Source organism: Streptomyces sp. NPDC015125 (assembly GCF_043080045.1).
Classification (GTDB): Bacteria; Actinomycetota; Actinomycetes; order Streptomycetales; family Streptomycetaceae; genus Streptomyces.
The window spans coordinates 125,480-150,867 of sequence record NZ_JBIBVF010000004.1; the positions used below are offsets into that span (position 1 = coordinate 125,480).

Below are 25,388 nucleotides of genomic sequence, written 5' to 3' on the forward strand. Positions count from 1 at the left end.
GGGAAAGGGACGGCCCCCGGAGGCCCGGGCGCTTCACAGGGGTCCGAAGCGATAGCCGAAGCCGCGCACGGTCTGGACGTAACGGGGGCTGCGCGGGGTGTCCTCTATTTTCGTCCGCAGCCGCATGACACAGGCGTCGACCAACCGCGCATCGCCGTGATAGCTGTGCTCCCACACATGCTCCAGCAACTGCTGGCGGCTGAAGACCTGTCCCGGAGTGGCGGACAGGAACAGCAGCAGCTTCATCTCCGAGGGGGCCAGCGCCAGGTCCTGGCCGCCCTTGCCGACGACCAGGCCGGCGCGGTCTATGGCCAGTTCGCCGTAGGTCTCGACCGGGGTGGGGCCCGGCGGCTCCGTGGCGGCCGGCGTGCCATCGGCAGGCAGCGCGGTACGGCGCAGCACGGCGCGCATACGTGCTTCGAGGACCTCGCCGCGGGCCGGCTTGACGATGTAGTCGTCGGCGCCGGCCTCCAGGCCGAGCACCACATCGAGATCTTCGCCACGGGCGGTGAGCATGATGATCGGCAGTTGCCGCTCGGCGCGGATCAGCCGGCAGACCTCGAAGCCGTCTTTGCCGGGGAGCATCAGATCCAGCAGCACGATGTCGGGGCGGAAGCCCGGCAGGACCTCCAGCCCCTCCTCGCCGCTGGCCGCGGCCGCCACTTCATGGCCGCGCCGCCGTAGGGCCAGGGACACGCCGTCCCGTACGGCGGCGTCGTCCTCGATCAGAAGTACACGTGGCATGGGTCCAGTATCAATAAGTTTCATGATGGATCGGTAACAGGAGCAGCCTGCCCGGGCTCTGATGCATCTCACGTGGTGCAGGGCGGTGCGCACGACGCGGCCACCGCCGGTCGGTACGCACACGAGCACGGTAGGGACGGGGTCGGGATGGCACGGCGCTTCGGCATTCAGAGCGGCATCATCGGAGCGGCCGCGGCGGCGGTGATTTCACTTGCGGTCGCGGGGACGCTCGCCTTCGGAGATTTCGGGTCCACTTCACAGGCCGAGGCGGACACCGTCGGCTCCGGCCAGGCCAAGCGGGCCGCTCCTCTCAAGGTTGATTCCTCCATCGTGCATGCCTCGGACCGCCCCGGCCGCAGCCTGAACATCACCATCGACGACGGCCCGGACCCGGTCTGGACCCCGAAGGTGCTCGCCGTGCTGAAGAAGCACAACGTCAAAGCGGTCTTCTGCATGATCGGCCCGCAGGCCAAGGCGCACCCGGACCTGGTCAAGCAGGTGGTGGCCGCCGGGCACAAGCTCTGCGACCACACCATCAGCCACAACACCGGTATGGATCACCAGCCGCAGAGCTACCAGTCGCAGCAGATACTCGACGCGCAGAAGATGATCGAGGACGCGGCGGGCGGCGCGCAGGTCGAGTACTACCGCGCCCCCGGCGGCGCGTTCACCCCCTACAGCCGGAAGTTGGCCGCGGACCGCGGGATGCGACCGCTGGGCTGGAACGTCGACAGCAAGGACTTCGAGGGCGGCGGCGTCGAGTCGATCGAGGCCACGGTGCGCGGTGAACTCCCCAACGGGCCCACGGTCCTGTTCCACGACGGCGGCGGCGACCGTGCCCGGACCGTCGAGGCGCTGGAGGGACTGCTGCCGTGGATGCAGCAGCAGGGCTACGGGTTCGGGTTTCCGAAGCGCTGAGGTGCATGCGGGGGGCGGGGCGCAGGCGGTGACCGCCCCCCGTCGGACGCCCGGCGCTTGTCCGTCATCGGCGTCGGACGCCCGGGGCCTGTCCATCACGGGCGTCGGACACGGGGCTTGTCCGTCCCCCCCCGCCGGATACCCGGGGCTTGTCCGTCACCCCCGCCGGATGCCCGGGGCCTGTCCGTCACCGACCTGCCGGACAGGCCCCGGTGTGTGCCGTCGCCCTCCGGTTCCCCGGGGCGAAGGCCTCCTCCCCCGGCCTCATGCCGTGCACGGTTCGCCTCTGCCTACCGTGCACGGCCCGCTTGCCTTACGCTGCGCCGAACAGCTCCGCGAGGCCACGCTCCATGCCGAGGTGTGCCGGCTCGCCGCCCGCGGGTACGGCCTCGTAGGAGCGGGCGAGGAACAGCCGGACATCCGCGGTCTTCAACTGGACCAGGGCGACGCCCTCCTCCGCGTGGAACTCCATCACCGTGCGGTCCGGGCCGGACGGCCGCACGCGCACATCACCCCGCCCGGCCGGTCTCCGAAGCCCCTCGTCGAGCAGTTCCCGGGCGAAGGCCCAGTCCACGGCGGAGCCGTCCAGCGAGATCTCCGGCGGGAAGAACATCCGTACCGCCAGTGGATCGGCGGGCTGATAATGCAGCACCGCGGGCACCGCATGCGGGCCGAAGGTGGTGGCGATGAGACGGACCTGGACGGCTTGGTCGATGACGGTGTGCATCGCGCTGTTCCCCCTGCGGCTCTCGGGTCATGGGCAATGGCTCGTCCAGTAGGACGGTGTGCCCACGCTCGCCGTGCACGCGACATCGGTGTGAGATGCGTCTCATACGGCCGGAGGGGCTGTCCGGTGGTCCGTCGTGAGCGGTGCGCGCGGCGCATGCGCCGGGTGAAGCGCATGCGCCGGGTGGAGTGCACGCGTCGGGTGGAGTGCACGCGTCGGGTGGAGTGCACGCGCCTGGTGAAGTGCCCCTTGCCGCTACGGCAGTCGCTGCTCAGGAAGGTGATCCGGCGCCCCGGGGTACGTCAAGAACTCCTCCAGGATCCCCGGGGCCGCCGTCGCCGCGAAGGCCGGAGCCTCGGCCGCCGCAAGGTCCGGGATGCGATAGCCGTCCTCGCCCGCCGCGACCGCGGCGGTGAGCGTGACCAGGCCGGCCCGGCGGGTGAACGGCGAGGTCGAGAACGTCCAGGCGGCGATGGCCTCGCGCTGGAGGGCGAGGGTGTCGCGGCTGAAGGTGCCCGAGCGGGCGACCAGATAGGGGCCCTGTACCCCGTGCCCCAGATTGCGGTACGCGTCCCGGGCCAGCCACAGCACGAGCGCCGTGGTGGTCACCGCGTAGACCCAGGCGCAGTGCAGCAGGACGGGGGTGAAGGCCGCACCGAGACCCGCCAGGACGGCGGTGCCGGGCAGTACCGCCCACAGCAGTCCGCGCACCCGGCGCCGGCGAAGGGCGATGCGGGGGTGCGGTGCCAGCGCAGCCGGTGAGGCGCCTGCCGGGAAGGGCGACCGCAGGGCGCCGCCCGCCACCCGCAGCGCCTCCGGGCGGGGCGCCGGAGGCAGCAGCCCGCTGCGCTTGCGGTTCTCCTCGCGATTGCCCAGACCGCCCGCCACCGCGCGCACCAGTGCTCCGCCACCGGCCCTCAGCAGCAGTGGTTCGCGCAGCAACACCCCGCGCAGCCGCGCCCTTTCGATGGTGACCGACCGGGTGGTGAACAGGCCGCGGCGTACCCGGAGGGTGCGCGCATCGGTCCACTCCAGGCAGTAGTTCCACCAGTTCTCGACGTACAGGGCGACGGCGCCGACCGAGCCGAGGGCGAGGACGACAAGCAGTGCTGCCGGGACCGTGAGCCAGAGGGCGCTTGCACCGAACTCGGTGAACGCGTGCTGGACGAAGCCGAGTTTCCAGGCCTCGATGCCGATGCCGTCCAGGACCCGGTAGACCGAACCGGCCACCACGAACACCCCGCCGATGACCCAGAAGGTGAGCGGCGCGTACCGCAGCCAGCGCCAGCTGATACGGGCCACCACCGGGTCGTTCGTCGCCCCTTCGGTGTCCGCGTAAGCGAGCAGCTCGGCACGCAGCCGCTCCGCGTCACAGACCGTGAGCGCCTCCAGTGAGAGCTCGCTGCGGCCGTCCCCCGAGCCCGCCGTGCCGGCCCGCAGCACGGTGACCCCCAGCAGCCGGTGCAGCGGTGACGCGGTCAGATCGACGGTGCGGATGCGGTGCAGCGGCACACTGCGCAACCGGCGCGTCAGCAGCCCGCTGCGTACGTCGAGGGTGGGGGAGGCGTGGCTGCCGTGGCTGTCGGAAGCACCCGTGCCCGTACCGTCCGGGCTCCCGGGGAGAGTGACCCGGAATTCCGTACGGGCCCAGCGGATCAGGCCGATGGTGGTGACGACGGCGAACGAGGCGGCGATGGCGGCGAGCGTGATCCAGGCTCTGGCGGTGATCCGGCCTCCGGTGGCCAGCGCCGTCAGCGCCAGCGAACCGAGCGGTGCCGCCATCCAGCCGCAGTGCACCAGCAGGGTGCGCGGATCCAGCCGCCGCCACTGGCCCGTGCCGGAGGGGGTGGCGGATGCGGTGGGGGACGTGCCCGGTACGCCGCGGTCCACGCCGGGTGCGGAGGGCTCCCGTGGCGTGCTCATGCGGCATCACCCGGTACGTCCTGCGCCGCCTCGCCGATCCGCCGGGACAGCTCCTCGGCGTCCGCGTCGGACAGCCCCGCGATCTTGATGTCGCCCGCGGTCGAGGCGGTGGTGACGGTCACCGTCGCCAGCCCGTAGCGCCGTTGGAGCGGCCCGCGCACGGTGTCCACCGTCTGCACCCGGGTCAGCGGCGCGATCCGCCGCTTCTGCCAGAACCAGCCGCCCGACGCATAGACCGCACGCTCGCCCAGCTCCCAGGCGTGCACCGCATACCGCCACCGCGGCATCACCGCGAGGTAGCCGACGGCCGGCAGCACCAGCACGACCAGCAGCAACGGGCCCAGCCACGGCAGTGCGCCGGGGAAGAACAGGAGGGAAAGGACCGCCATGACGAGTGCGCTGAGCAGCATCGGACCGCTGAGCGTCAGCAGTGCCTGGGCCGTCCACCAGCGGCGGGCCCGGGGATCGACTCGGTGGCGGGGTGGGCGCAGCAGCGGGGCGGCATGCTCGGGCATGAGGGTCACCGGTTTCCAAGTCAAGCGTATTGAGTGCCGGTACGTTATAACGGTACGAGCGACTTGTAAAAGCGTGCCGGCCCCCTGAGTCGGAGCCCTGAGCCGGAGTCATGCACCGGAGTCATCCGGAGTCATGCACCGGAGTCATGCGCCGGATTCATGTGAAGGGCCGCGCACGGTGCGAGGGAGGTCATCCGTGCCCAAGAAGGTGGACCACGAAGCCAGGCGCCGGGAGATCTCCGAGGCGCTGTGGCGGATTGCGAGCACCCGCGGGCTGGACGGTGCGAGCCTGCGCGATGTCGCGGCGGAGGCCGGGATCTCGCTCGGCCGGCTGCAGCACTACTTCCGTACCAGGGACGAGATGCTCCTCTTCGCCCTCCAGCACATCAACCGGCTCGCCGCCGACCGGATCCGTGCCCGCATCGAGGTGCTGGCCGAGGAGCCGACGCCCCGTGAGGTGCTGCGCGCCTCCCTTTCGGGCATGCTGCCGCTCGACGACAAGAGCCGTACCGGGCTGCTGGTCGGCGCCGCCTACTTCGCCCGCGCCGTGCACGACAAGACCCTGCGTGCCGAGGCCGAGAACGGCATCCCCCAGCTACGTGCCTTCTTCACCGGTCAACTGCGGCTGGCCGCGGACCGCGGCGAGCTGCCGCCGGAACGCGCCACCGAGGACGAGGCGATGCTGCTGATCAGCGTGGCCGACGGCCTCGCCACCTACGTCCTGCTGGGGGTGCACGACCCCGAAACCGCGCTACGGCTGCTGGATCTGCAGCTGGCGAACCTCTTCGGGGCGGAGTGCGCATGAGCGGAACGCGCGCCCGAACTCATCGCTGCGACCGCGGCGGTGGGGCGCCCCCGGCTCTTGTCGCCCGCGCCCTCGCCGCCATCGTCAAGGAAGAGGGTTACGCCTCGCGCAACAGGGCGACGAGATCGGCCTCGACATCCAGATGCCGCGCCTCGTCGCCCTTTGCGACGATCTGGTACGACCGGGCCAGAAAGGTCCGCAACTCCTGTGCGTCGAACTGCACCACCGCCATGCCGCCCACGGCGTGGAACTCCACCACCACGGCGTGGGTGTCATACGGCCAGATCTGCACATCGCCGGCCCCGGCCGGCTCGCACAGGCCCTCCTCCAGCAGCTCTCGCGCGAACGTCCAGGTCACCTCGGCCCCGTCCAGTGACGCGGCGGGCGGAAAGGCCAGCCGCACCGCGAACGGGTCGGCACGGTCATAACGCAGGCTCGCCGGAATCACCTGCGACCGGGGAGCGGTCGCGATGAGACGGGCCTGAACGGCTTGGTCGATGGCGTTGGACATCGCCGGCTCCCTTGCATTCGGTGCGGATCGTTGCGCCTTTGACCACTAGGACGCGTAGGTCATCGCGCCAGGTGCATTGGATTCCTGCGTGACCTGCATCACGGGCCTTTGAATGTACGTAAATGCCCTCTTTGTTGTGCGTCAGGATGCGTGATCGGGGCCCAGCTGCCTGATATGACGGGCTGTCAGGTCGGTTCGGGGCGCTGTCGGTGCGCCCTGTTGAGGTGCGCGCGCGTCGGAGTGCGGCGTCGGAGCGCGGCGTCAGCGGGCTTGGTCTGCAGGCGTGTTTGCTGCGCGTGGTCAGCGCGCGTGGCCGGTGCGCGTGGCCGGTGCGCCATGAGTGCGGCATACGGCGGCTCACGGCCGCCGCCTGCTCTCGCCGGTTGTCGCGGGCGGGGTGGGCAGGGGTGGGCAGGGGTGGGCGATGGCATCGGCGATGGTGCGGTGGGTCGGGTATCGGCGGCTGCGGGCGGTGGTCCGGGGCGGGGCCGGGGCGGTGGTCTGGGCGGTGGTCTGGACAGTGGTCTGGGGTGCGGTCCGGGCGGTGGTCTGGAGCGCGGTCCGGCCGGTGGTCTGGACGGCCGGGGCGGGCTGGGCTAGCTTCCAGCCCACAACCAGAGCGGGGTGGGGCGAATTGCGGCGCACGGGACGCTTGTTGTGCGGGAGCCGGGACCGGGACCGGGACCGGGACCGGAACCGGGGCCGGGGCCGGAAAGAGGACCGGGACCGGGACACACGGCGGGTGCCGGGTACCCGCAGGGCTCGGTGGCGGGCGGCCATGGCGGCCGTGGCGGCCGTGGCGGCCGGTATGGCGGTGCTCGCCGCAACGGCAGCCGGGCCGGCGACCGCGGCCCCGGCGGGTTCGCCCGCGGCGACACCGGTATCGGAAGGCGGCGCGCCGGCAACGGCGGCATCGCTCACCGCCCCGCACGCCGGCTGGCGGCTCAAGGACAGCGGCAGCACGGCTCGCTTCCGCGGCCTGGCGGCCGTCAGCCGTACGACCGCCTGGGTTGCCGGTACGGCGGGCACTGTGCTGCGCAGCCACGACGGTGGCAAGCACTGGAGCAACATCTCCCCACCCGGTGCCGGTGGACTGGAGTTCCGCGACATCGAGGCGCTCGATGCGCGCCGTGCGGTCGTTCTCGCGATCGGTGAGGGGGAGGCCTCGCGGGTCTTCCGCACCGACGATGCCGGCGCCACCTGGACCGAAAGCTTCCGTAACACCGACCCCCATGCCTTCTACGACTGCCTGACCTTCTTCGACCGACGGCACGGCATCGCGCTCAGCGACCCCGTTGACGGCAGGTACCGCATCCTGTCCACCGCGGACGGCGGACGCAGTTGGCGCGTACTGCCGTCGAAGGGCATGCCGCCGGCCCGGCCGGGCGAAGCCGCATTCGCCGCCAGTGGCCAGTGCCTGGTCTCGGCCGGCAGCCGGCATGCCTGGATCGCGACCGGTGGCGCGGCCACCGCCCGCGTTCTGCACACCGCCGACCGCGGCCGTACCTGGTCGGTGACCGACACCCCGATACCGGCGGGCGACCCGGCCCGCGGTGTCTTCGCGCTCGCCCTCCGCGACCGCACCCATCTCCTCGCCGTCGGCGGTGATTTCCGCCCCGACCAGCCCTCGCCCCACGCCGCCGCGGTCAGCAACGACGCCGGCAGAACCTGGACACCGGCCGCCGAACCCCCCAGCGCCTACCGCTCCGGCGCCGTCTGGCTCCCGCACTCCCGGCGCCTCGCCGTGGCGGTCGGCCCGTCCGGCAGCGATCTGACCCTCGACGGCGGCCGCACCTGGCACACCTTCGACCAGGGCTCGTACGACACCGTCGACTGCGCCCCGGACCTGGGCTGCTGGGCCGCGGGTGAGCGAGGACGGATCGCACGACTGGAGCCGTGACGGCGGTCCTGGTGACGAGCCCGGGCGGCGGTCCTGATAGCGGGTCCTGGCGGCAGTCTTGACAGCGCACGGTGCGTGCCCCGCCTCCGGCCCGTTGCCCCACCCCACCCCACCCCACCCCACCCCACGCCAACCCACCCCGGCGGTCGTCGTTACTCCATCAGGCTGCCGAGCCGTCCCTCCAGCACCACCAGCAACTCGCCCAACGCCGCGGAGAGTTCCTCCTGCCGCTGATCGCCGATGCCTTCGAGCAGCGCCGCCTCGTACCGCAACTGTTCGGGCAGCAGCCGGTCGATGGTCTCGCGTCCCTCATTGGTGAGTGAAAGATGCGCGACGCGGCGGTCCCGGTCGTCGGGGCGACGGGCGATCAGCCCGCGCTCCTCCAGCTGCCGTACGCGTTTGGTCACCGCGGCACCGGACGCGAAGGTCTCCCGGGCCACCCGCCCGGGGGTCAGCTCACGGTCCATCCGGCGCAAGGTGCCGAGGATGTCGAATTCGGGACGGGTGAGTCCGGCCTTTCGCAGTGGCGCATCTGCCGCCTGCTGCAGCAGTGCGGAACAGCGGTTGAGCCGCCCGATCACCGCCATCGGGCCGGTGTCCAGCCCGGGGTGCACCTGCTGCCACTGGCGCAGCACCCCCGCGACGATGTCCTCGGTCACCCGCACACTCCTCTCGGCCATGCCGTACGCCCCCAATTGTGCCTGCCGTGTGCCGGCCGCCGCGCCGGGCGGTACCGCGGGTCAGGCGGCCGGCACCGGTGCCGGGAGCTGCCGGACGAGCCCGGCCAGCGTCCGGTGACCCTGCTGCTCGGCACGGGCGATCCGCTCCTCGGGGAGGGCACGCTGCCACCACTCGCCGGCCGCCACCTCCACGGCATCGCGAAGCTCGACCAGCCCCGCGGCCAGCCGGTCACGGGCCCAGCGGGTCTCCTGGTCCCAGCGGGTCTCCTGGAGCCGGTCGGTCTCCCGGGGTCGGTCGGTTTCCCGGGCCCAGTCGGTTTCCCGGGCCCAGTCGGTTTCCCGGGCTCGGTCGGTCTCATGGGCCCGACCGGTTTCGTGGGCCCGAGCGGCCTCGTGGGCCCGACCGGTCTCCCGGGTGTCGTTCTCCCAGGTGTCGTCCGCCCCGGGCGCGGTACTCGCCGCGAGCAGTCGCAAGGCGGCGGTCTGCGCGGCCGCAACCCGCCCCAGGGCGACCTCGATGCGGTGGGCGGCCCGCCGATTGGTGATCAGGACGCAGCAGGCCAGTCCCACCACCGCGCCCACCACGGTGTCGATCCAGCGGTCGGCGATCAGCGTGCCGGCCGGCAGCCGCCTGCCGAACTCGGTCAGCAGCAGCGCCATCGGTGTGACGCACACCGAGCCGAGCCAGTAATTACGGGTGATGCAGGCCTCCGTGCCGAGCTGGAAGACCAGCGCCATCGCGACCATTGCGAGCTCTCCGAGGTGCGTCAGCGGCAGCAGCGCGGTGTAGAGCAGCAGACCGAGAAGGTTGCCAAGGGTCCGTTGGAGGGCTCGTTGCCAGGAGAGCGTGGTGTTGGCCTGGTAGATCGAGGCCGCGGTGACCACGGCCCAATACGGGTGCCCGACGCCGATGGCCATGGATACCCAGCCCGCCAGCACACACCCGGCGGCGACCCGCGCGCCTATCGGGAGCAGCGGTGACCCGGGTGCGAGCCGGGCCAGTACCGCGCGCACCCCGCGCGGACGGCCGGGCGCAGGCCGCCGCGGCTCCCGTGCCTCGTCGGCAACGCCCACCAGCTCCTCGGCCTGCGCGGCCGAGAGCGCAACCCGGGGCAGCGGCCGCCCGCTGCGCAGCTCACGAGCCCAGGCGCCGAGCCGCTCGGCTTCGCCTGCGGCGGACCGGCCGTCATGACCCAGCACCGATTCGGCCCGCACCAGCAGTCGTTCGAGCCCGGCCCGCGCGGCGGCTCTCGCCGGGGTGCGCGCCGGAACCAGAAACAGGGTGTGCCAGCCGGCGTTCACGGCGGCAGCAGTGCCATGCCGCGCGTGCGCCACACCGGCGGGTTGCCGACCTACGGGTTGCCGACCGGCGGGTTGCCGACCGGCGGGTTCATCCCCAGCGGGTTGCCGACCGGCGGGTTTACCCCCGGCGGGTTCCCGACCAGCGGGTTCCCGACCGGGTTCCCCGCCAGTGGGTTTCCCACCGGCCCCTTCCACTCCGCCAAAGCCCGGTTCGGTACGCAGCAGTCCTACCGCAGCCTCCAGCGCGCGGGCGACGGCGATCCGCTCCGGCCCCTGCGGCCGTATCAGCGCCGGCGCCATGCAGACCAGCCAGGCGAGTCCTCCGGCGGCGAGCGCCGCCGCCATATGCAGGGGCACCTGGCCGAGGTGCTGCGGCACGAAGAAGGCCGAGGCCGCGATGAACGTCAGGATGAGGTTCCCCGGCGGGCCGATACGCGTGGCATCACAGACCATCTTGTGGACCGCGGCCAGCAGCGAGGCGAACACGACGAGCAGCGCAGTCGAGGTGGTCAGCGAGGCGGCGGTCAGCGCGATGCCGAGGCTCGCGACCATTCCGAGCACCACCCACAGCAGCGTGCGGGCGCGGGCGGCGTACGGCAGGCCGTGCGCGTACAGGGCGCACATCGCCCCTGCCGAGGTGTACAGGATCAGATCCAGCCGGCCCAGGCAGAACAAGGTGAGATCGGGGATCGCCAGCGCTGCCACCGCGCTGAGTGCCGGTTTGTGCCAGATGTCGACGGGACGGCGCAGCCGCACGGTGCTCCTGAGGGGCAGCGGCCGGGCTCGCACCGCACTCCCCGGCACGGTACGTGCGCTTTTTCCGGATTGCCTGGCATGCTTCCCCATGCAAGAAGATTAACAGGTGTTTTACTAGCGAAATACATGCTGCCCGTCACGTCCGGCGTCGGTAAGCAGGGCTCCGGGCCGGGGGCGGCAGAGCGGGTGGGGTGGAGGAAGGGAGCGGGGAGGGGAGGGGAGGGGAGGGGAGGGGAGGGGAGGGGAGGGGAGGGGAGGGGAGGGGATGGCGCGGGGGGCGACAATAATCAGGTGCCAGCCGCCAAGAAGAAGACGACGACCGCGAACGCGTCACCGGAGCGCCGCCGCGAACTGCTCGACATTGCGGCGGAGGTATTCGCCGCACACGGCTACAACGCCACCACCGTCCGCCGCATCGCCGACGAGGCCGGGATGCTGGCGGGCAGCCTCTACTACCACTTCGATTCCAAGGAATCGATGCTGGACGAGATCCTGTCCAGCTTCCTGACCGAGCTGTGGGACGGCTATGACGCCGTACTCGCCGCCGGGCTCGGCCCCAGGAAGACCATCGAAGCCCTGGTCACCGAATCCTTCCGGGAGATCGACCGGCACCGCGCGGCCGTCGCCATCTACCAGAAGGAGGCCAAGCACCTGGCCGGGCAGTCCCGCTTCGGCTATCTCGCCGACTCCCAGCAGAAGTTCGAAAGGGCCTGGCTGGGCACTCTGGAGCGAGGCGTGGCGGACGGCGTCTTCCGAGCCGACCTCGACATCCGGCTCACCTACCGCTTCGTCCGCGACACCGTCTGGGTTGCGGCGAGCTGGTACCGGCCAGGAGGACAGCACAGCCCCGAGGAGATCGCCCGCCAGTACCTGTCCATGGTGCTGGACGGCGTCGCCGTACGCGTCTGATCCACTCGGGCAGGGTGCCTCGGCCCGCGCACTCGTCAGCTCCAGCGCCCTGCCGGCGTCCGCTCAGCAGGAACTGTTCTTCACGTACAGGGCCCGCGAGGCCCAGGTCGTGCCGTAGCGGACGTCCTTCGTCGCACCCTTGGGGAGGCGGCCGCGGGGGTCGCGCTGATGCGGGACGATGATGGTGAAACACGCGGTCCGCCGGCTGCACAGGTTCGTCAGGCGGGCATAGCGCTGGTGACCCTTGTTGAAGTACTTCCGCACCACCACGCAGTGTGGCGTCCGGTCGGCCGCTGCCGCGGTCGAGGCGCTGACCATTGTCAGAGAGGCGCTGCACGCCACCGTTGCCAGCGCTATGGCCAGGATCTTCCGCACGTCATCTCCCCCGCTGGAAACCTCGGATACCCCCGCGAAGCCCACATCGGGTTCGCACGTTCATTCCCATTGTCCATACCCGCCCAGGGGAAAACAGCCCCGGGGGTCACACAGGGACCAAAGCGCGACACAAGAGCAGCCCTTCCGGAACCGGGCCGGGCGGAGCGAGCGGGCCGAGGGGGCCGGCTGAGCAGTGGGGGGCGGTCGGGTCAAGCGGTCCGGGGTGGTGGTCGGGACAAGCGAGGCGAGGGGGTCAGGCGAAGCCAGCCGAGGTGGTCGGGCGAAGCGAGCCGAGGGTATCGGGCCGGGCCGGGGTCGGCTCCCGGTCGATCGGGCTGATCGGGCCGATCGGGCTGATCGGAGTGAGCGGGCCGATCAGGCCGATCAGGCTGAGTGGGAACCGAGCGGGTTGGATCCGACTGCCGACTGCCGACTGCCGACTGCCGACTGCCGACTGCCGACGCCGGGCCTGACGATGGCTGGCCGCCGGAGGGGCGGCTGCCGAGGGCCGGCTTTCCTTCCGGCCGGCGGCCGGGTGTCACTCGCCGGAGGGCGGGCGTGCCGCCACCACCTTCAGTCCTCGATCCGAGAATTCCCGGCGGATCGCCTCCTTCGCTCCGTTGTCCGTGATGAACGTGTCAAAGACATCCGCGTCGCCGACCCGTGCGAAGCAGCGCTCGCCGATCTTTGACGAGTCCGCGACGACCACGGCACGCCGGGCACGCTCGGCCATCAGGCGGTTGACCCGGGCCTCTGCCTCGTCGTGCACCGTGGCCCCCATCATCGGGTCCATGCCGTTGGCGCCGATGAACGCGATATCGATGGAGATCTGCTGCAGCACCAACTCGCTGAACGGTCCGACCAGTTCAAATGACCGCGAGTGTGCCACCCCGCCGGTGAGCACGATCTTGATTTGCGGCCGCACGGCCAGCTCATTGGCGATGTTGAGGGAGTTGGTGACGATCGTCAGATGCGGTTGCGGGCCGGCTTCCGCGAAGTCCGGACGGGTGGCAAGCACCCGTGCGATCGCCGTGGTCGTCGTGCCGCCGCTCAGCCCGACCACATGCCCCCGCTCGACGAGCTTCGCCGCGGCCTGTGCCACTGCCTCCTTCTCTTCGGACCGGTGAGCATGCTTGTACCGGATGGGCAGGTCGTACGCCACCGAACTGAGCACCGCACCGCCCCGGGTGCGGGTCAGCAACTGCTGCTCGGCCAGGGCATCCATGTCGCGCCGCATCGTGGCGGCCGAGACCTCCAGCTCGGTCGCCGCCTCCTCGACGTCCACCCGGCCTCGGTCGCCGAGCAGCTCGAGCAGTGCGTTCATCCGTTCATGGCGCTTCATGGCGCGAGCCTAATTCGTCTCAGCAGGTCAGGGTGACGCGCCGTAGGCGCCCTCGCACTCCGCCGCGCCGGGCCATGCCCTCCACGGTGACGAAGCGCCGCCGAGGCGGCGATCGCCTGCGGCTGTTTCACCCCCGGGTGTCTCACCCCCGGGCCGGCGCCTGGGCTGCGCACTGGTCCGGCACCGCCGCCGGAGTGCCCAGCACCTCCAGCAGTCTCGCCGCTTCCTCGGCCACTGCCTCCCGGGCGGGCTTGAGGTACTTCCGGGAGTCCACCAGCGAGGGGTCGGCGCCCAGTGTGTGCCGTATCGAGTGAGTGAAGACGGAGACCAGGTGAGTGGAGATATTGATCTTCGTCATTCCGGCGGCGATGGCCCGCCGCAGCTCGTCGTCAGGCACTCCGGATGAGCCGTGCAGTACCAGCGGCACCGGCAGCGTGGTGTGCAGCGCCTCGATGAGGGCCTTGTCCAGTACGGCCGTGCGCTCATGCATCGCATGTGAGGAACCGACGGCCACGGCGAGAGCATCCACCCCCGTCGCACGGACGAAGGACAGGGCCTCGCCCGGGTCCGTGCGTACCCCCGGCGCATGGACCCCGTCCTTGCCGCCGACCTCGCCGAGTTCCGCCTCCACATAGGCGCCACGGTCATGGCACCAGGTGGTGAGCTCGGCGGTGGTGGCCACGTTCTCTTCGTACGGAAGCGCGGAGGCGTCCACCATGACGGAGCCCACCCCGGCGGCGATGCCCTGGTGGACCAGCTCGGCATCGGTGATGTGGTCGAGGTGCACCGCGATCGGGGCCGTGGAGCCTTCGGCGAGGGCGAGGGTGGCGCGGGTGAGGGGCAGCAGGCTGCCGTGGTAGCGGATGCAGTTCTCGCTGATCTGCAGGATCAACGGGATCTCGGTGCGCTCGGCGGCGGTGACGAGCGCCTCGGCCGTCTCCAGATGAATGACGTTGAAGGCCGCGGCACCGACCCGCGCCTCACGCGCGGCGTCCACGATCGATGAGGTCGGAACGAGGGGCATCGGAGGCTGGCTCCCTTGCGGACGGGGCTGATTGGTGTGGGGGAGGCGGGTGTCTACGAGACGGACGGCGTTTCGAGCATCACCGAGCGGGTCAGGTTGCGGGGGTTGTCCGGGTCCAGGCCGCGGGCGCGGGCCCGCTCCAGCGCCACCCGCTGGACCAGCACCAGATCGGCCAGCGGATCGCGCGCATGGCACACAAAGCGCGCCCCGGTCCGCACCACATCAGCCTCCAGACCATCCGGTGCCGGACCGAACAGCCAGGTCACCCGGCCGGGTGCAGCTATCGCGATCGGGCCGTGGCGGTACTCCATCGCGGGGTACGACTCGGTCCAACTCTGCGACGACTCCCGCATCTTGAGTGCCGCCTCATTGGCCACACCGAACGTCCACCCCGTCCCGAGGAAGGAGAACTGCTCGGCGTCCACCCATTCTTTTGCCACCGGCGCGGCCAGTGCCTCCTCCGCGTCGGTCACCGCCCGGGAGACGTCCTCGCCCAGATGCGCACGCAGCATCGTCAGCGCAGTCGTCGCGAAACGGGTCTGTACCACCGACTCCTCATCGGCGAAGGGAAGCGCGACCATCTCGTCGGAGACCGCAGCCGCCGGTGTCTCGGGGCTACCGATGATCGTCACCGTCGGGATGCGCCCCTTGACGGCATCGAGCACACGCAACACCTCGGTCGTGGTGCCGGACCGGGTGATCGCGACCACCGCGTCATAGCCGCGGTCGGTGCCGAGGAACGCCTCGGAGGCGGCGAAGGGATCCGTCACCCCCTGTCCGGCTGCTTCGCGCAGTGCCGCATACGACTGCGCCATGAACCATGAGGTGCCGCAGCCGATGACGGCCACCCGCTGTCCGGCCTTGGGCAGCGAGTCCGTGACCGCCCCGATCCGCGCGGCCTCCCGCCAGGTCTCCGGCTGGCTGTGCAGTTCCTGCTCCATGTACGAGATCTCGCTCATGGCCCACCCTTCTGCGATGCGCATGTGCTCATCGGTCTGCGTGTCTGCGCCCTTGGACGCCTGCGTGAAAGTGCAAGATTTGCGTTCGTTGCAATCGACTGTACGCAGAAAGTTGCCGAGGTTCCATCCCTCGTTCGGGCGGATGCGCCAGAGGGGAGGGGCGGGTAGTGGCTTTGCGGGGAGTGGGAATTGGTCTGACCTGGGTGGACATCGGGTTGCCGCAGGGCGCCGAGGGCGTGTGCAGGAAAGTGTTGACAGCTGCGTGAAAGGCGCCGAATACTTGCAAGATCAGTCATGCAGCCTGATTACAGGGTCCAGTCACACGGTCCAGTCACACAGCTCAGTCATGCAGCAAGGCCCGCTCCGCCGCACAAAGGACGTCCCATGTCCATTGCCACGCTCTCCGCGACGCCCCCGCCGCCGTCATCCGGGACCGCACACCGCACCGGCAGATTGTTCGCGCTCACCGGCGCCGTCGTCGGCGTCATCTACGGCTATGACACCGGCAGCATCTCTGGTGCCCTGGTGTTCCTGAGCAAGGACTTTCATCTCACCGAGACCGAAAAGGGCCTGGTCAACAGCATCCTGGTGTTCGGCTCCATCGTGGGCGCGCTGATCGGCGGCAAGCTCGCCGATGCCCTGGGCCGCAAGGCGTCGATGCTGATCGTCGCCGGCTCGTACGCCGTATTCGTCGCACTCTCCGCCGTCGCCCCCAACGTCGTCGTGCTGGATACCGTCCGCTTCCTGCTCGGCATCGCCATCGGCATCTCGATTGTCGCCGCCCCGCTCTATGTCGCCGAATCGACTCCGGCGCGTATCCGCGGAGCCTCCGTCGCCGCTTACCAAGTGGCCACGGTCGCGGGCATCGTCATCACGTATTTCGTCAACTGGGGCCTGTCCGGCGGCGGTCACTGGCGCTGGATGCTCGGTCTCTCCGCGATCCCCGCCGCACTCGTTCTGATCCCGTTGCTCAGGCTGCCGGACACCCCGCGCTGGTACGTCCTCAAGGGACGCACGGAACGAGCTGTCGAGGTCATGGCCATGACCGATCCGGACGTCGACCCGCGTGAGGAGGTCGCTGTCGTGGCGTCCGCGCTCGCCCGGGAGAGCGGTGGATCGGCGCGGTCCTTGCTGCGCAAGCCCTATGCCCGGGCCGCGCTCTTCGTTGTCGGCCTAGGATTCTTCTGCCAGATCACCGGCATCAATGCCGTGACGTACTACAGCCCGCAGATCTTCGAGGAGATGGGCTTCACCGGCAACGGCCAGAACTTCCTGCTGCCGTCCTTCGTCCAGCTCGCCTCGCTGGCCGCGACCGTGCTCGCCCTCCTCATCATCGACCGCCTCGGCCGCCGGGTGGTGCTGCTCTGCGGTATCGGCACGATGGTGGTGATGCTCGCCGTCCTGACGGCGGTCTTCGCCAGGGGCGAGCTGCACGGCGCCTCGACCTGGGTGGGCTTCGCCGCGATCCTGCTGTTCACCGCCGCCTTCAACTTCGGCTTCGGATCGCTGATCTGGGTCTATGCGAGCGAGGCCTTCCCCGCCCAACTGCGCTCGACCGGGGCTTCGGTGATGCTCACCGCCGACTTGGTCGCCAATCTCCTGATCGCTCAGTTCTTCCCCTCCCTGATGGCCTGGGCGGGTGCGGCTTGGACATTCGCGGGCCTTGGCGTCCTCGCGCTCGCCGCACTGGTCTTCGCCGCCGCCACCGCGCCCGAGACCAAGGGGCGTCAGTTGGAGGACATCCAGGACTACTGGCGCAATGGGGGGCGCTGGCCCGCGTCACCCGTTCCCGTGAGCTCCGGCTCGCTCAGTGGTTCAGCGATGCCGCCGACGAAGACTTCGTAGTCCCGGAGAGGGGCGTTTGCCGAGCTGACGGGACAGGAGCGAGTGTTCCGCCCGCCGAGCACCCAAGGCGGAGGGGGCCGAGTGGTGTTCACAGCGCCGAGGGCGGTGCCCGGACGGCCGGAGCGCGGCGGTCCGGGCGGAAGGGGACGGCTGCTCAGGACGGCTGCTCAGGACGGCAGTTGTTCCCGGTACTGCTCCAGAGCGGGGGCGGTCGTCGTTGCCGCGAACTCCGTGATCCGGTACTCACACACCCCGGCGAGGGCGAACGGATCTTCGGTCACGATCCGCTCGACGGTCGCACGGTCCGTCCCGGCGGCGAGAATCACGCCCCCCTCACGCGGGACCTTGCGGCCGGCGGCGAGGAAATGCCCGGCGGCATACTCCTTCTCCAGCCACTCCCGGTGCTCCTGAAGGACGGCGTCGACGCGTTCGAGGGGCGCGGTGTAGGTCAGTTCCAGTACGAACATAGCTGCAATATAGACGAGATATCAGGCGGAAGCGCGGCTTCGCTCTGGAAGGGAATGTGCAGGCCAGAGCTGGTGTCGCAGCAGGTGTCTCCAGCTGGTGCGGCGAACTCTGCGGGCAGGTGTCTGCGAACACGTACAAGTCCTGGAAGTGCCGCGCCCTCCAGGGGCAGGACGCCGGGACGATCAGACCGCGGACCGGTCCGGGCGGCGCCGCCCGGACCGCGTGGCGCTCTCCTCAGCATGCCCTGCCCGGAGGACGGCGAGATCCGCGCGCGGGGCACCGATGAACTGCAGCACCACGGGCAGACCGCCGGGGGTGAATCCCGCGGGAACCGAAAGGGCGGGCGGGCACGAAGACTTCGGAAGGCTTCAGAGCGGCGAAGTGCCGATGGCGGTGCACGACGGGACCGCCGGGGGCTGTCCTCGGCGGTGCCGCCTGTGCGGTCGGCGGGGTCCGGTTGCACGCTCACCAAGGTACCCAGCGCCACTGACAACGCATCATGATCGGGTCTCCCGGCCTGGTCAGAGGCTCGCTCACCGGTTCGGTAGCGTGGCGGTCACCATGGACACTCCTGGAATGATCTCCTGCGAAGACGAACTGCGGAACTGGCCGGCCGACGAAGACCGGGCACGCGCGGTCCAGGACCGGTTGCGGACCTACGTGCGGCTCGATGAACCCGGTCCGGAACCGGGGTTCGAGGGCACTGTCGTCGGGGTGGATGTCGCCTACGACGACGCGTGTGATGTCGTCGCCGCTGCCGCCGTCGCGCTGGACGCCCGTACGCGCGCCGTCGTCGACGAGGCGACCGCCGTCGGGCAGATCTCCTTCCCGTACCTCCCCGGACTGCTCGCGTTCCGTGAGATCCCCACCGTGCTCGATGCCCTCGCCCGCCTCGCCCGCACCCCTGACCTCGTGGTCTGCGACGGTTACGGGCTGGCGCACCCGCGCCGCTTCGGGCTCGCCAGCCACCTGGGAGTGCTGACCGGGCTGCCCACCATCGGTGTCGCCAAGAACCCCTTCACCTTCCGGTACGAACTCCCCGGACCGGACCGCGGCGCCACCTCTCCTCTCCTGGACGGAGCCGAGGAGGTGGGACGTGCGCTGCGTACCCAAAGGGGCGTCAAGCCGGTCTTCGTCTCCGTGGGGCATCGCATCGATCTCGACCGTGCCTGTGCGCATACGCTCCACCTGGCAGCGCATTACCGGCTTCCCGAGACGACCCGGGCCGCTGACTCGCTGTGCCGGAGGGCGCTCGCCGATGCCTGACGGGGTGGACACAAGGGGAGCCGGGATTACCCCTGGACGACGCGGAACGTGATGCCCGCATCCTGGAGGCGGGCCGTCAGCGCGTCCCCCATGGCAACCGCGGTCGTCACCTGGCCGGCGGTCTCCGGCAGGTCGTCGAAGGCCAGGCTGAGCGCCGACTCGGCGAGCATCTTCGCTGTCTCGTCGTAGCCGGGGTCACCGCCCGAGACCTCGGTGATCAGGCGTTTGCCGCCGCCGGAGGCGACGAAGCGGACCGTGAACCAGCTGCGTGCGCGCCGCTCGGGGCCCGGCCCGTCGCCCGGCTCCAGGCGTCGCGACAACCAGCGCCGCGCGGCCGGCACCTGGGCGAGTGCGCACAGGGCCCCCACCCCCACCGCCCCGCCGACGGCGATCGGCAGCCGCCGTACGCCTGCGTAGTGGCGGTAGCGGAAGTCGGGCCCGTAACGGTCCAGCGCGGCGGCGGAGCGGGCGATGACCTGAGGATCGAGGGTCGGCAACGGCACGCCCCAGGTGCGCGTTTCACCGCTCCTGAGAGGCGGCCCGAAGGGCGCCCGCACCGTACGGCCGGCCGGCCGCGGCTCGGCCCGCTGCCGCTCGCGGGCGGCCCGCGCCATGGCGACCGGACGCGATGCGGCGGTCAGTGCCGAGGCCAGAGTGCCGCCGGAAAAGGTGGCGTTGGTCCGCACGAAGCCGTCGATGCGTACGGGGGCGCCTTCGGGGAGGAGCCCCACCGTGAAGAGCACTCCCAGATCGTGCGGGACGGAGTCGAATCCGCAGGCGTGCACGAGGCGCGCACCAAAGGCGCGGGCCGTCGCATCGTGGCGCACATACATCCGGTCGATGAACTCCGGCTCACCGGTCAGATCGACATAGTCGGTGCCTGCCGCGGCGCATGCGGCGACCAGCGGCTCACCGTGGATCAGATACGGCCCGACGGTCGTCACCAGCACTTTGGTACCGGCGGCGAGGGCACGGAGCGAGTCTGGATCGCCGCTGTCGGCCCGTAGCAGCGGCAGGTCGGCACAGTCCGGGTTGATCGCTGTCAGCCGGTCGCGCAGCTGCTCCAGTTTGGCGGTGTTGCGCCCGGCCAGCGCCCAGCGGCAGCCCTGGGGAGCGTGTGCGGCAAGGTAGGCGGCGGTGAGGGCGCCCGCAAAACCGGTCGCGCCGTAGAGGACGAGGTCATGGTCCCGTCCGGAGGTGTCCTGCCGTCGCATCGTGCGTCCTCTCGACCGCCCACTGGGCACGGAGCCCGGACATTAGGCAGTCACCGTCGCCCCGTCAATGTCCGGTCCCGGTCGCCGCCTTGGCCGTTCCCTTGCCTCCCCCGGGCGGCATGGAGGGTGGCACGCAGTCTTGACAGAGCGTGGCGACCGGTCCAGATTCCCCCATGGCACCGACGACATAGGACGTCCGATGTCCGGACTGCCCCGACCGTCGCCCTGCAGCTGCCCCGATGGTGCCGCGCACCGTACCGTCCGCCGATCGCCGGAGGAGGCCGGACAGCCGTGACGACGCGTCCCGCGAACATCCCTGAGCACAGACGGAACTGGCGGCAGGAGGTCACCCCGGGCCAGTGGAAGGCGATGTTCGCCGCCTGGATCGGATATCTCCTGGACGGCTTCGACTTCGTCCTGATCACGCTCGTGCTGACCGAGATCGCCGACGACTTCCATCTGAGCACCGCCACCGCCGCCTCGCTGGTCTCCGGCGCTTTCATCACCCGGTGGCTGGGCGGCGCCGTCCTGGGTGCGATGGGGGACCGTTACGGCCGCAAGACCGCCATGGTCACCAGCATCCTGCTGTACTCCCTCGGTACCTTCGCCTGCGGTTTCGCCTGGGGCTACACCAGCCTGTTCGTCGCGCGGCTGGTGATCGGTCTGGGCATGGCGGGGGAGTACAGCGCCGGTGTGACGTATGTGCTGGAGAGCTGGCCCGTCCGATGGCGCAATCGCGCTTCCGGATTCATCATCTCCGGTTACGCCGGCGGCACCGTCCTCGCGGCCGAGCTCTACAAGTGGGTGGTCCCGCACTGGGGCTGGCGCTGGATGTTCTGGATCGGCGTCCTGCCCGTCCTGGTCGCCCTCTGGATCCGCAGATCGCTGCCGGAGGCCGGTGACTGGCAGCGGCAGATCGGCACCGCCGGCACGGACGAGGAACGTCCCCATCCTTTCCGGCCGTTGTCCAGCGGTCGGATCCGGCCCTGGGTCAACACCGCCCTGGCGGCGGCGGCCTCGGTCGCGCTGTTCTGCGTCTTCACGCCCGTCGGCGCGGGGTCCGTGCCGGGGCTGTCCGTCGTCGTGGCGGTGTGCCTGGTGGCATTCGCCGCGCAGCTCGGCGGCCGTCGCGGGTGGCTGTTGTACGTGGCCCTGATGGCGACGGTGTTCTGTGCCTTCCTCTACAGCTGGCCGATCCAGGCCCTGCTGCCCACCTACCTCAAGACCGACCTCGGGTACGCCCCCGGACAGGTCACCGATGTGATGTTCTACGCGGGCTTCGGCACCATGGCGGGCTGCTGGCTGGCGGGCTTCGCCGGCGACCGGTTCGGTACCCGCCGCGCCTATGCCGGCACCCTGCTGGCCTCCCTCGCCTTCGTCTTCCCGGTCTTCGCGGTGCGCGACAGCCTGCCGGCGCTCGGCGCGCTGGTCTTCGGGCTGCTCGCGCTCAGCCAGGGCATCTCCGGCATCCTGCCGAAGTACCTCGCCGGCCACTTCCCGACCGCTACCCGCGCCGCCTCTCTGGGCTTCGTCTACAACGTCGGCGCCCTGGGCGGAGCGGTGGCGCCCGTCCTGGGAGCCCATCTGGCCGAAGGCATGTCCCTGGGGCGGGCGCTGGCCGTGCTCACCTTCGGACTGACGCTTGTGGTCATCATCCTGGTGGGCGGCAATGTCCCCCGGCGGCTGGGCCGGCTCGTGGACCGTCAGGCGCCCGAAGACCACCTGGTGCCGGAGGCCGGGGAGGTGGGGGCGCTGCCCGTGGAGCAGGCATCCGTATCCGCTCCCGCTCCCGCATCCGCATCCGCATCCGGGGAGGTGGCTCCGGACTCGGCGTAGCGGTGCTCCACCGGGCGCCGGGGGAGTCCGCTCCCGGCAGCGAACCGAAGCCACGGACCGGCACCTGGCGAGTTGCGGGGCGGACATGACGGCAATTGTCCCTCGGTCGGCCCGGCGTTCGGCGCTCCGCGGGCCGTTGTCAGTGGTCGCCGTTAGCGTGGAATGCGTTGGGCGGCCCGCGCAGGACGAGCGTGGCGCCGGGCGGCACCGCGGGCGGTGGCGTACGGGGGACGGATGTGGAGGAGCGCATGGCGAAGGCGGCGGGTCCGGTGGCGGTGCGAGAGCGGGTGCGCGCGTTCGCGCTCGGGCTTCCCGGGGCCGTGGAGGAGTTCCCCTGGGGCGAGAGCGTCATCAAGGTCAACAAGAGGGTCTTTGTCTTCCTCGGCATCGACGACGGCGGCCGTCCACGCGGGGTCACACTGAAGCTGAAGGATCCCGCAGCGCATGCCCATGCTCTGACCTTGCCCGGCGCCCAGCCCGCGGGATACGGCCTGGGCAAGTCCGGATGGGTGCGGGTGCCGCTGGCGGAGCCGGGCGTTCCGCCGGCCGAGCTGCTCTGCGACTGGGCGGAGGAGTCGTATCGCGTCATAGCCCCGAAGAAGCTCATCGCCGAGCTCGACGGGGGATAGCGGCGCAGCGGCAGCAGGCGCGCAAAGGCCCGCGACGGCGATGGCAGTTGAGCATCGACGGCGCGGGCCTTTTGGCTGCTGCCACGTGGCTCGGGGGTCTTGTGGAAAGTGGAACACGTTCTTAACATCACGAGTGTTACATCAGAAGTGTCACAGTGCGGAAGGGCATGGGGCGCGATGACGGAGACAGGGAACGGCCCGCTGAGCGGGGTGCGGGTGGTCGAACTCGCGGGCATCGGCCCCGGCCCGTTCGCCGCCATGCTCCTGGCCGACCTCGGCGCCGATGTCGTCCGTGTCGACCGGCCCGGAGGCCCGGGGCTGGGCGTCGATCCGGCCTGCGACGTCACCAACCGCAACAAACGCTCCGTGCTGGTGGACCTGAAGAGCCCCGACGGAGTGGCGCAGGTACTCGAACTGGTCGAGCGCGCCGATGTGCTGATCGAGGGGTACCGCCCGGGCGTGGCCGAGCGGCTGGGAGTGGGTCCCGAGGAGTGCCTGGCGCGCCACCCCCGACTGGTCTACGGCCGGATGACGGGCTGGGGACAGCAGGGCCCGCTCGCCGACACCGCCGGACACGACATCGGCTATATCGCCATCACGGGCGCCCTGGGCATGATCGGCCCGCCCGACGGCCCGCCCGCGATCCCCGCCAATCTTCTCGGTGACTATGCCGGCGGCTCCCTCTACCTCGTCATCGGCGTCCTCGCCGCCCTCCAGCACGCCCGCACCGAGGGCGGAACGGGCCAGGTCGTCGACGCCGCCATCGTCGACGGCACGGCCCATCTGACGGCGATGATCCACGGCATGCTGGCGGCCGGCGGCTGGCAGGACCGGCGCAGCGCGAATCTGCTCGACGGCGGGGCACCCTTCTACGGTGCCTATGAGACGGCCGACGGCGGCTATATGGCGGTGGGCGCGCTGGAGACGCGGTTCTACGGCGCATTCATCCGGCTGCTGGGCATCGAACAGGAGGCACCCAGCCGCGACGACGTCGCCGCCTGGGGTGAGCTGCGCACCACCATCGCCGCCCGCTTCAAGACCCGGACCCGCGAGGAGTGGACGGCGGTGTTCGCGGAGTCCGACGCCTGTGTGGCGCCGGTGCTCTCCCTGCGCGAGGCGCCGCAGCACCCCCATCTCGCCGCCCGTGGCACCTTCGTCGAGCACAGTGGACTCACCCAGCCCGCGCCCGCCCCGCGCTTCTCGCGCACTCCGGGCACGGTACGCCGACCCCCGGCGCAGCCCGGCGCCGACTTGGTGGAGATCGCCCGCGACTGGCAGGTCCCCGGCCTCCTCGCCCCGCGCGTCGCCGACGCCCCGCCCGCCGACCCGGTCCGCGCCGAGCAGAAGGACACGGCCGGCTGATGGCACCCGCCACCACGCTCCCGTACGCGGCCGACGCATGTCCGGCGGCCGAAGAGGCCGCGGCCTTCCCCCTGGGGAGGGCCGGTGGTGTGCGGGGCGGTCCGCTCGCCAGGGGCGCCGTCCGGCGCCATCCCGTGGGGCGGCCGGGGCCCCTCACACTGACCGACACCGTCAAGAACCGGCTCCGAGGAGGGCCCGCAGAGATGACCGCGCAGCTGAAGCGCCAGATCTTCACCGAGGACCACGAGGCCTTCCGCAAGGTCGTACGGACCTTCCTCGCCAGGGAAGTGACGCCGTATTACGAGCAGTGGGAGAAGGACGGCATCGTCAGCCGGGACGCCTGGCGGGCGGCCGGCAAGCAGGGGCTCCTGGGCCTGGCGGTTCCCGAGGAGTACGGCGGGGGCGGACAGCACGACTTCCGCTACAGCGCGGTGCTGGCCGAGGAATTCACCCGGGCGGGCGCAGCCGGGCTGGCCGTGGGACTGCACAACGACATCATCGGTCCCTATCTGACGACGCTGGGCACCGAGGAGCAGAAAGCCCGCTGGCTGCCCGGTTTCTGCAGCGGCGAGATCATCACCGCCATCGCGATGACCGAGCCCGGGGCGGGCTCCGACCTGCAGGGCATCCGCACCCACGCCGAGGATGCGGGCGACCACTGGATCCTCAACGGTTCCAAGACCTTCATCTCCAACGGCATCCTCGCCGACCTGGTCATCGTCGTGGCCAAAACGACACCGGAAGGCGGGGCGCACGGCCTGAGCCTGCTGGTCGTCGAGCGGGGCATGGCGGGCTTCGAGCGTGGCCGCAACCTCGACAAGATCGGGCAGAAGTCCCAGGACACCGCCGAGCTGTTCTTCCACGACGTCCGCGTCCCCAAGGGGAACCTGCTCGGCACGCTGAACGGCGCCTTCGTCCATCTGATGACCCATCTCGCCCAGGAGCGGATGGGTATCGCCGTCGCCGCTGTCGCCGGCGCCGAACACCTGCTGGAAATCACCAGCGAGTACGTCAAGGAGCGCGAAGCCTTCGGACGGCCGCTGGCCAAGCTCCAGCACATCCGCTTCGAGATAGCCGAGATGGCCACCGAATGCGCCGTCACCAGGGCGTTCCTCGACCGCTGTATCGCCGATCACTCCGCCGGCGAACTGGACGCGGTGCACGCCTCGATGGCCAAGTGGTGGGCGACCGAACTGCAAAAGCGCGTCGCCGACCGCTGTCTGCAACTCCATGGCGGCTACGGCTATATGGCGGAATACCGCGTGGCCAAGGCCTTCACCGACGGCCGTATCCAGACGATCTACGGAGGGACCACCGAGATCATGAAGGAGATCATCGGACGCTCCCTGCTCGGCTGACCGCGGACCGGCCCCGGTCC

At 70.7% G+C, this 25,388-nt stretch carries 24 protein-coding genes; 10 read left to right on the forward strand and 14 right to left on the reverse strand.

The annotated features are described in order from the left end of the window. Positions 1-33: 33 nt before the first annotated feature. Positions 34-744 carry a response regulator gene (locus ACF088_RS12740; protein WP_392375703.1) on the reverse strand — a complete coding sequence of 237 codons (711 nt, stop codon included), beginning with the start codon at positions 742-744 and terminating at the stop codon, positions 34-36. A 147-nt stretch (positions 745-891) separates the two neighbouring features. On the opposite strand from ACF088_RS12740, the gene ACF088_RS12745 reads away from it, so the two are divergent. Beyond that, on the forward strand, positions 892-1,662 hold the full coding sequence (locus ACF088_RS12745) for a polysaccharide deacetylase family protein (protein ID WP_392375704.1): 771 nt from the start codon (positions 892-894) through the stop codon (positions 1,660-1,662). A 313-nt stretch (positions 1,663-1,975) separates the two neighbouring features. On the opposite strand, the gene ACF088_RS12750 is transcribed toward ACF088_RS12745, so the two are convergent. The 3 genes from ACF088_RS12750 to ACF088_RS12760 form a co-directional block, all read right to left on the reverse strand. Beyond that, complete coding sequence (locus ACF088_RS12750) at positions 1,976-2,389, reverse strand: SsgA family sporulation/cell division regulator (RefSeq protein ID WP_392375705.1); 414 nt, start codon at positions 2,387-2,389, stop codon at positions 1,976-1,978. Positions 2,390-2,644: 255 nt separating this feature from the next. Then, positions 2,645-4,312 (reverse strand): PH domain-containing protein, encoded by a 1,668-nt coding sequence (locus ACF088_RS12755; protein WP_392375706.1) that lies wholly within the window; start codon positions 4,310-4,312, stop codon positions 2,645-2,647. Continuing rightward, complete coding sequence (locus tag ACF088_RS12760) at positions 4,309-4,827, reverse strand: PH domain-containing protein (RefSeq protein WP_392375707.1); 519 nt, start codon at positions 4,825-4,827, stop codon at positions 4,309-4,311. Before ACF088_RS12760 ends, ACF088_RS12755 begins: the two co-directional genes overlap by 4 nt. A 196-nt stretch (positions 4,828-5,023) precedes the next feature. On the opposite strand from ACF088_RS12760, the gene ACF088_RS12765 reads away from it, so the two are divergent. After that, complete coding sequence (locus ACF088_RS12765; protein ID WP_392375708.1) at positions 5,024-5,632, forward strand: TetR/AcrR family transcriptional regulator; 609 nt, start codon at positions 5,024-5,026, stop codon at positions 5,630-5,632. A 97-nt stretch (positions 5,633-5,729) separates the two neighbouring features. Here the strand turns inward: ACF088_RS12765 and ACF088_RS12770 are convergent, their stop codons facing one another. Then, positions 5,730-6,143, reverse strand: coding sequence for an SsgA family sporulation/cell division regulator (locus tag ACF088_RS12770; protein ID WP_392375709.1), 414 nt, complete (start codon positions 6,141-6,143; stop codon positions 5,730-5,732). 357 nt (positions 6,144-6,500) lie between these two features. Continuing rightward, complete coding sequence (locus tag ACF088_RS12775; RefSeq protein ID WP_392375710.1) at positions 6,501-6,755, reverse strand: hypothetical protein; 255 nt, start codon at positions 6,753-6,755, stop codon at positions 6,501-6,503. Between the two features lie 166 nt (positions 6,756-6,921). On the opposite strand from ACF088_RS12775, the gene ACF088_RS12780 reads away from it, so the two are divergent. Continuing rightward, positions 6,922-8,043, forward strand: a complete 1,122-nt coding sequence (locus ACF088_RS12780) for a WD40/YVTN/BNR-like repeat-containing protein (RefSeq protein WP_392375711.1) — start codon at positions 6,922-6,924, stop codon at positions 8,041-8,043. A 152-nt stretch (positions 8,044-8,195) separates the two neighbouring features. On the opposite strand, the gene ACF088_RS12785 is transcribed toward ACF088_RS12780, so the two are convergent. Both ACF088_RS12785 and ACF088_RS12790 read right to left on the reverse strand, forming a co-directional pair. Beyond that, a complete protein-coding gene (locus ACF088_RS12785) occupies positions 8,196-8,702 on the reverse strand; it encodes a MarR family winged helix-turn-helix transcriptional regulator (RefSeq protein WP_392375712.1) in 507 nt (168 codons plus the stop codon). Between the two features lie 81 nt (positions 8,703-8,783). Continuing rightward, positions 8,784-10,781 carry an FUSC family protein gene (locus tag ACF088_RS12790; protein ID WP_392375713.1) on the reverse strand — a complete coding sequence of 666 codons (1,998 nt, stop codon included), beginning with the start codon at positions 10,779-10,781 and terminating at the stop codon, positions 8,784-8,786. A gap of 291 nt (positions 10,782-11,072) precedes the next feature. Between ACF088_RS12790 and ACF088_RS12795 the strand changes: the two genes are divergently transcribed. Continuing rightward, positions 11,073-11,690, forward strand: a complete 618-nt coding sequence (locus tag ACF088_RS12795) for a TetR/AcrR family transcriptional regulator (protein WP_392375715.1) — start codon at positions 11,073-11,075, stop codon at positions 11,688-11,690. A 63-nt stretch (positions 11,691-11,753) separates the two neighbouring features. On the opposite strand, the gene ACF088_RS12800 is transcribed toward ACF088_RS12795, so the two are convergent. The 4 genes from ACF088_RS12800 to ACF088_RS12815 form a co-directional block, all read right to left on the reverse strand. Next, a complete protein-coding gene (locus ACF088_RS12800) occupies positions 11,754-12,065 on the reverse strand; it encodes a hypothetical protein (RefSeq protein WP_392375716.1) in 312 nt (103 codons plus the stop codon). A gap of 538 nt (positions 12,066-12,603) precedes the next feature. Then, complete coding sequence (locus ACF088_RS12805) at positions 12,604-13,407, reverse strand: DeoR/GlpR family DNA-binding transcription regulator (RefSeq protein ID WP_392375717.1); 804 nt, start codon at positions 13,405-13,407, stop codon at positions 12,604-12,606. A gap of 142 nt (positions 13,408-13,549) precedes the next feature. Continuing rightward, on the reverse strand, positions 13,550-14,431 hold the full coding sequence (locus ACF088_RS12810) for a ketose-bisphosphate aldolase (RefSeq protein ID WP_392375718.1): 882 nt from the start codon (positions 14,429-14,431) through the stop codon (positions 13,550-13,552). Between the two features lie 53 nt (positions 14,432-14,484). After that, positions 14,485-15,390, reverse strand: coding sequence for an SIS domain-containing protein (locus ACF088_RS12815; RefSeq protein ID WP_392375719.1), 906 nt, complete (start codon positions 15,388-15,390; stop codon positions 14,485-14,487). A 384-nt stretch (positions 15,391-15,774) separates the two neighbouring features. On the opposite strand from ACF088_RS12815, the gene ACF088_RS12820 reads away from it, so the two are divergent. After that, positions 15,775-17,235, forward strand: coding sequence for a sugar porter family MFS transporter (locus ACF088_RS12820; protein ID WP_392375720.1), 1,461 nt, complete (start codon positions 15,775-15,777; stop codon positions 17,233-17,235). Between the two features lie 167 nt (positions 17,236-17,402). Here the strand turns inward: ACF088_RS12820 and ACF088_RS12825 are convergent, their stop codons facing one another. Beyond that, positions 17,403-17,702 carry a YciI family protein gene (locus tag ACF088_RS12825; protein WP_392375721.1) on the reverse strand — a complete coding sequence of 100 codons (300 nt, stop codon included), beginning with the start codon at positions 17,700-17,702 and terminating at the stop codon, positions 17,403-17,405. 577 nt (positions 17,703-18,279) lie between these two features. Here ACF088_RS12825 and ACF088_RS12830 point away from each other — a divergent pair. Continuing rightward, on the forward strand, positions 18,280-18,969 hold the full coding sequence (locus ACF088_RS12830) for an endonuclease V (protein ID WP_392375723.1): 690 nt from the start codon (positions 18,280-18,282) through the stop codon (positions 18,967-18,969). Positions 18,970-18,995: 26 nt separating this feature from the next. Here ACF088_RS12830 and ACF088_RS12835 read toward each other — a convergent pair whose 3' ends face one another. Next, a complete protein-coding gene (locus ACF088_RS12835) occupies positions 18,996-20,183 on the reverse strand; it encodes a saccharopine dehydrogenase family protein (protein WP_392375724.1) in 1,188 nt (395 codons plus the stop codon). Positions 20,184-20,552: 369 nt separating this feature from the next. On the opposite strand from ACF088_RS12835, the gene ACF088_RS12840 reads away from it, so the two are divergent. The 4 genes from ACF088_RS12840 to ACF088_RS12855 all read left to right on the forward strand — a co-directional run bounded on the left by ACF088_RS12840 (position 20,553) and on the right by ACF088_RS12855 (position 25,368). Beyond that, entirely contained in the window at positions 20,553-22,019 is a 1,467-nt protein-coding gene (locus tag ACF088_RS12840; protein ID WP_392375999.1) for a sialate:H+ symport family MFS transporter, read from the forward strand. A 248-nt stretch (positions 22,020-22,267) separates the two neighbouring features. After that, positions 22,268-22,648 (forward strand): MmcQ/YjbR family DNA-binding protein, encoded by a 381-nt coding sequence (locus ACF088_RS12845; protein WP_392375725.1) that lies wholly within the window; start codon positions 22,268-22,270, stop codon positions 22,646-22,648. Positions 22,649-22,825: 177 nt separating this feature from the next. Then, complete coding sequence (locus tag ACF088_RS12850; protein ID WP_392375726.1) at positions 22,826-24,010, forward strand: CaiB/BaiF CoA transferase family protein; 1,185 nt, start codon at positions 22,826-22,828, stop codon at positions 24,008-24,010. A gap of 215 nt (positions 24,011-24,225) precedes the next feature. Further along, positions 24,226-25,368, forward strand: a complete 1,143-nt coding sequence (locus ACF088_RS12855) for an acyl-CoA dehydrogenase family protein (RefSeq protein WP_392376001.1) — start codon at positions 24,226-24,228, stop codon at positions 25,366-25,368. Positions 25,369-25,388 lie beyond the last annotated feature (20 nt).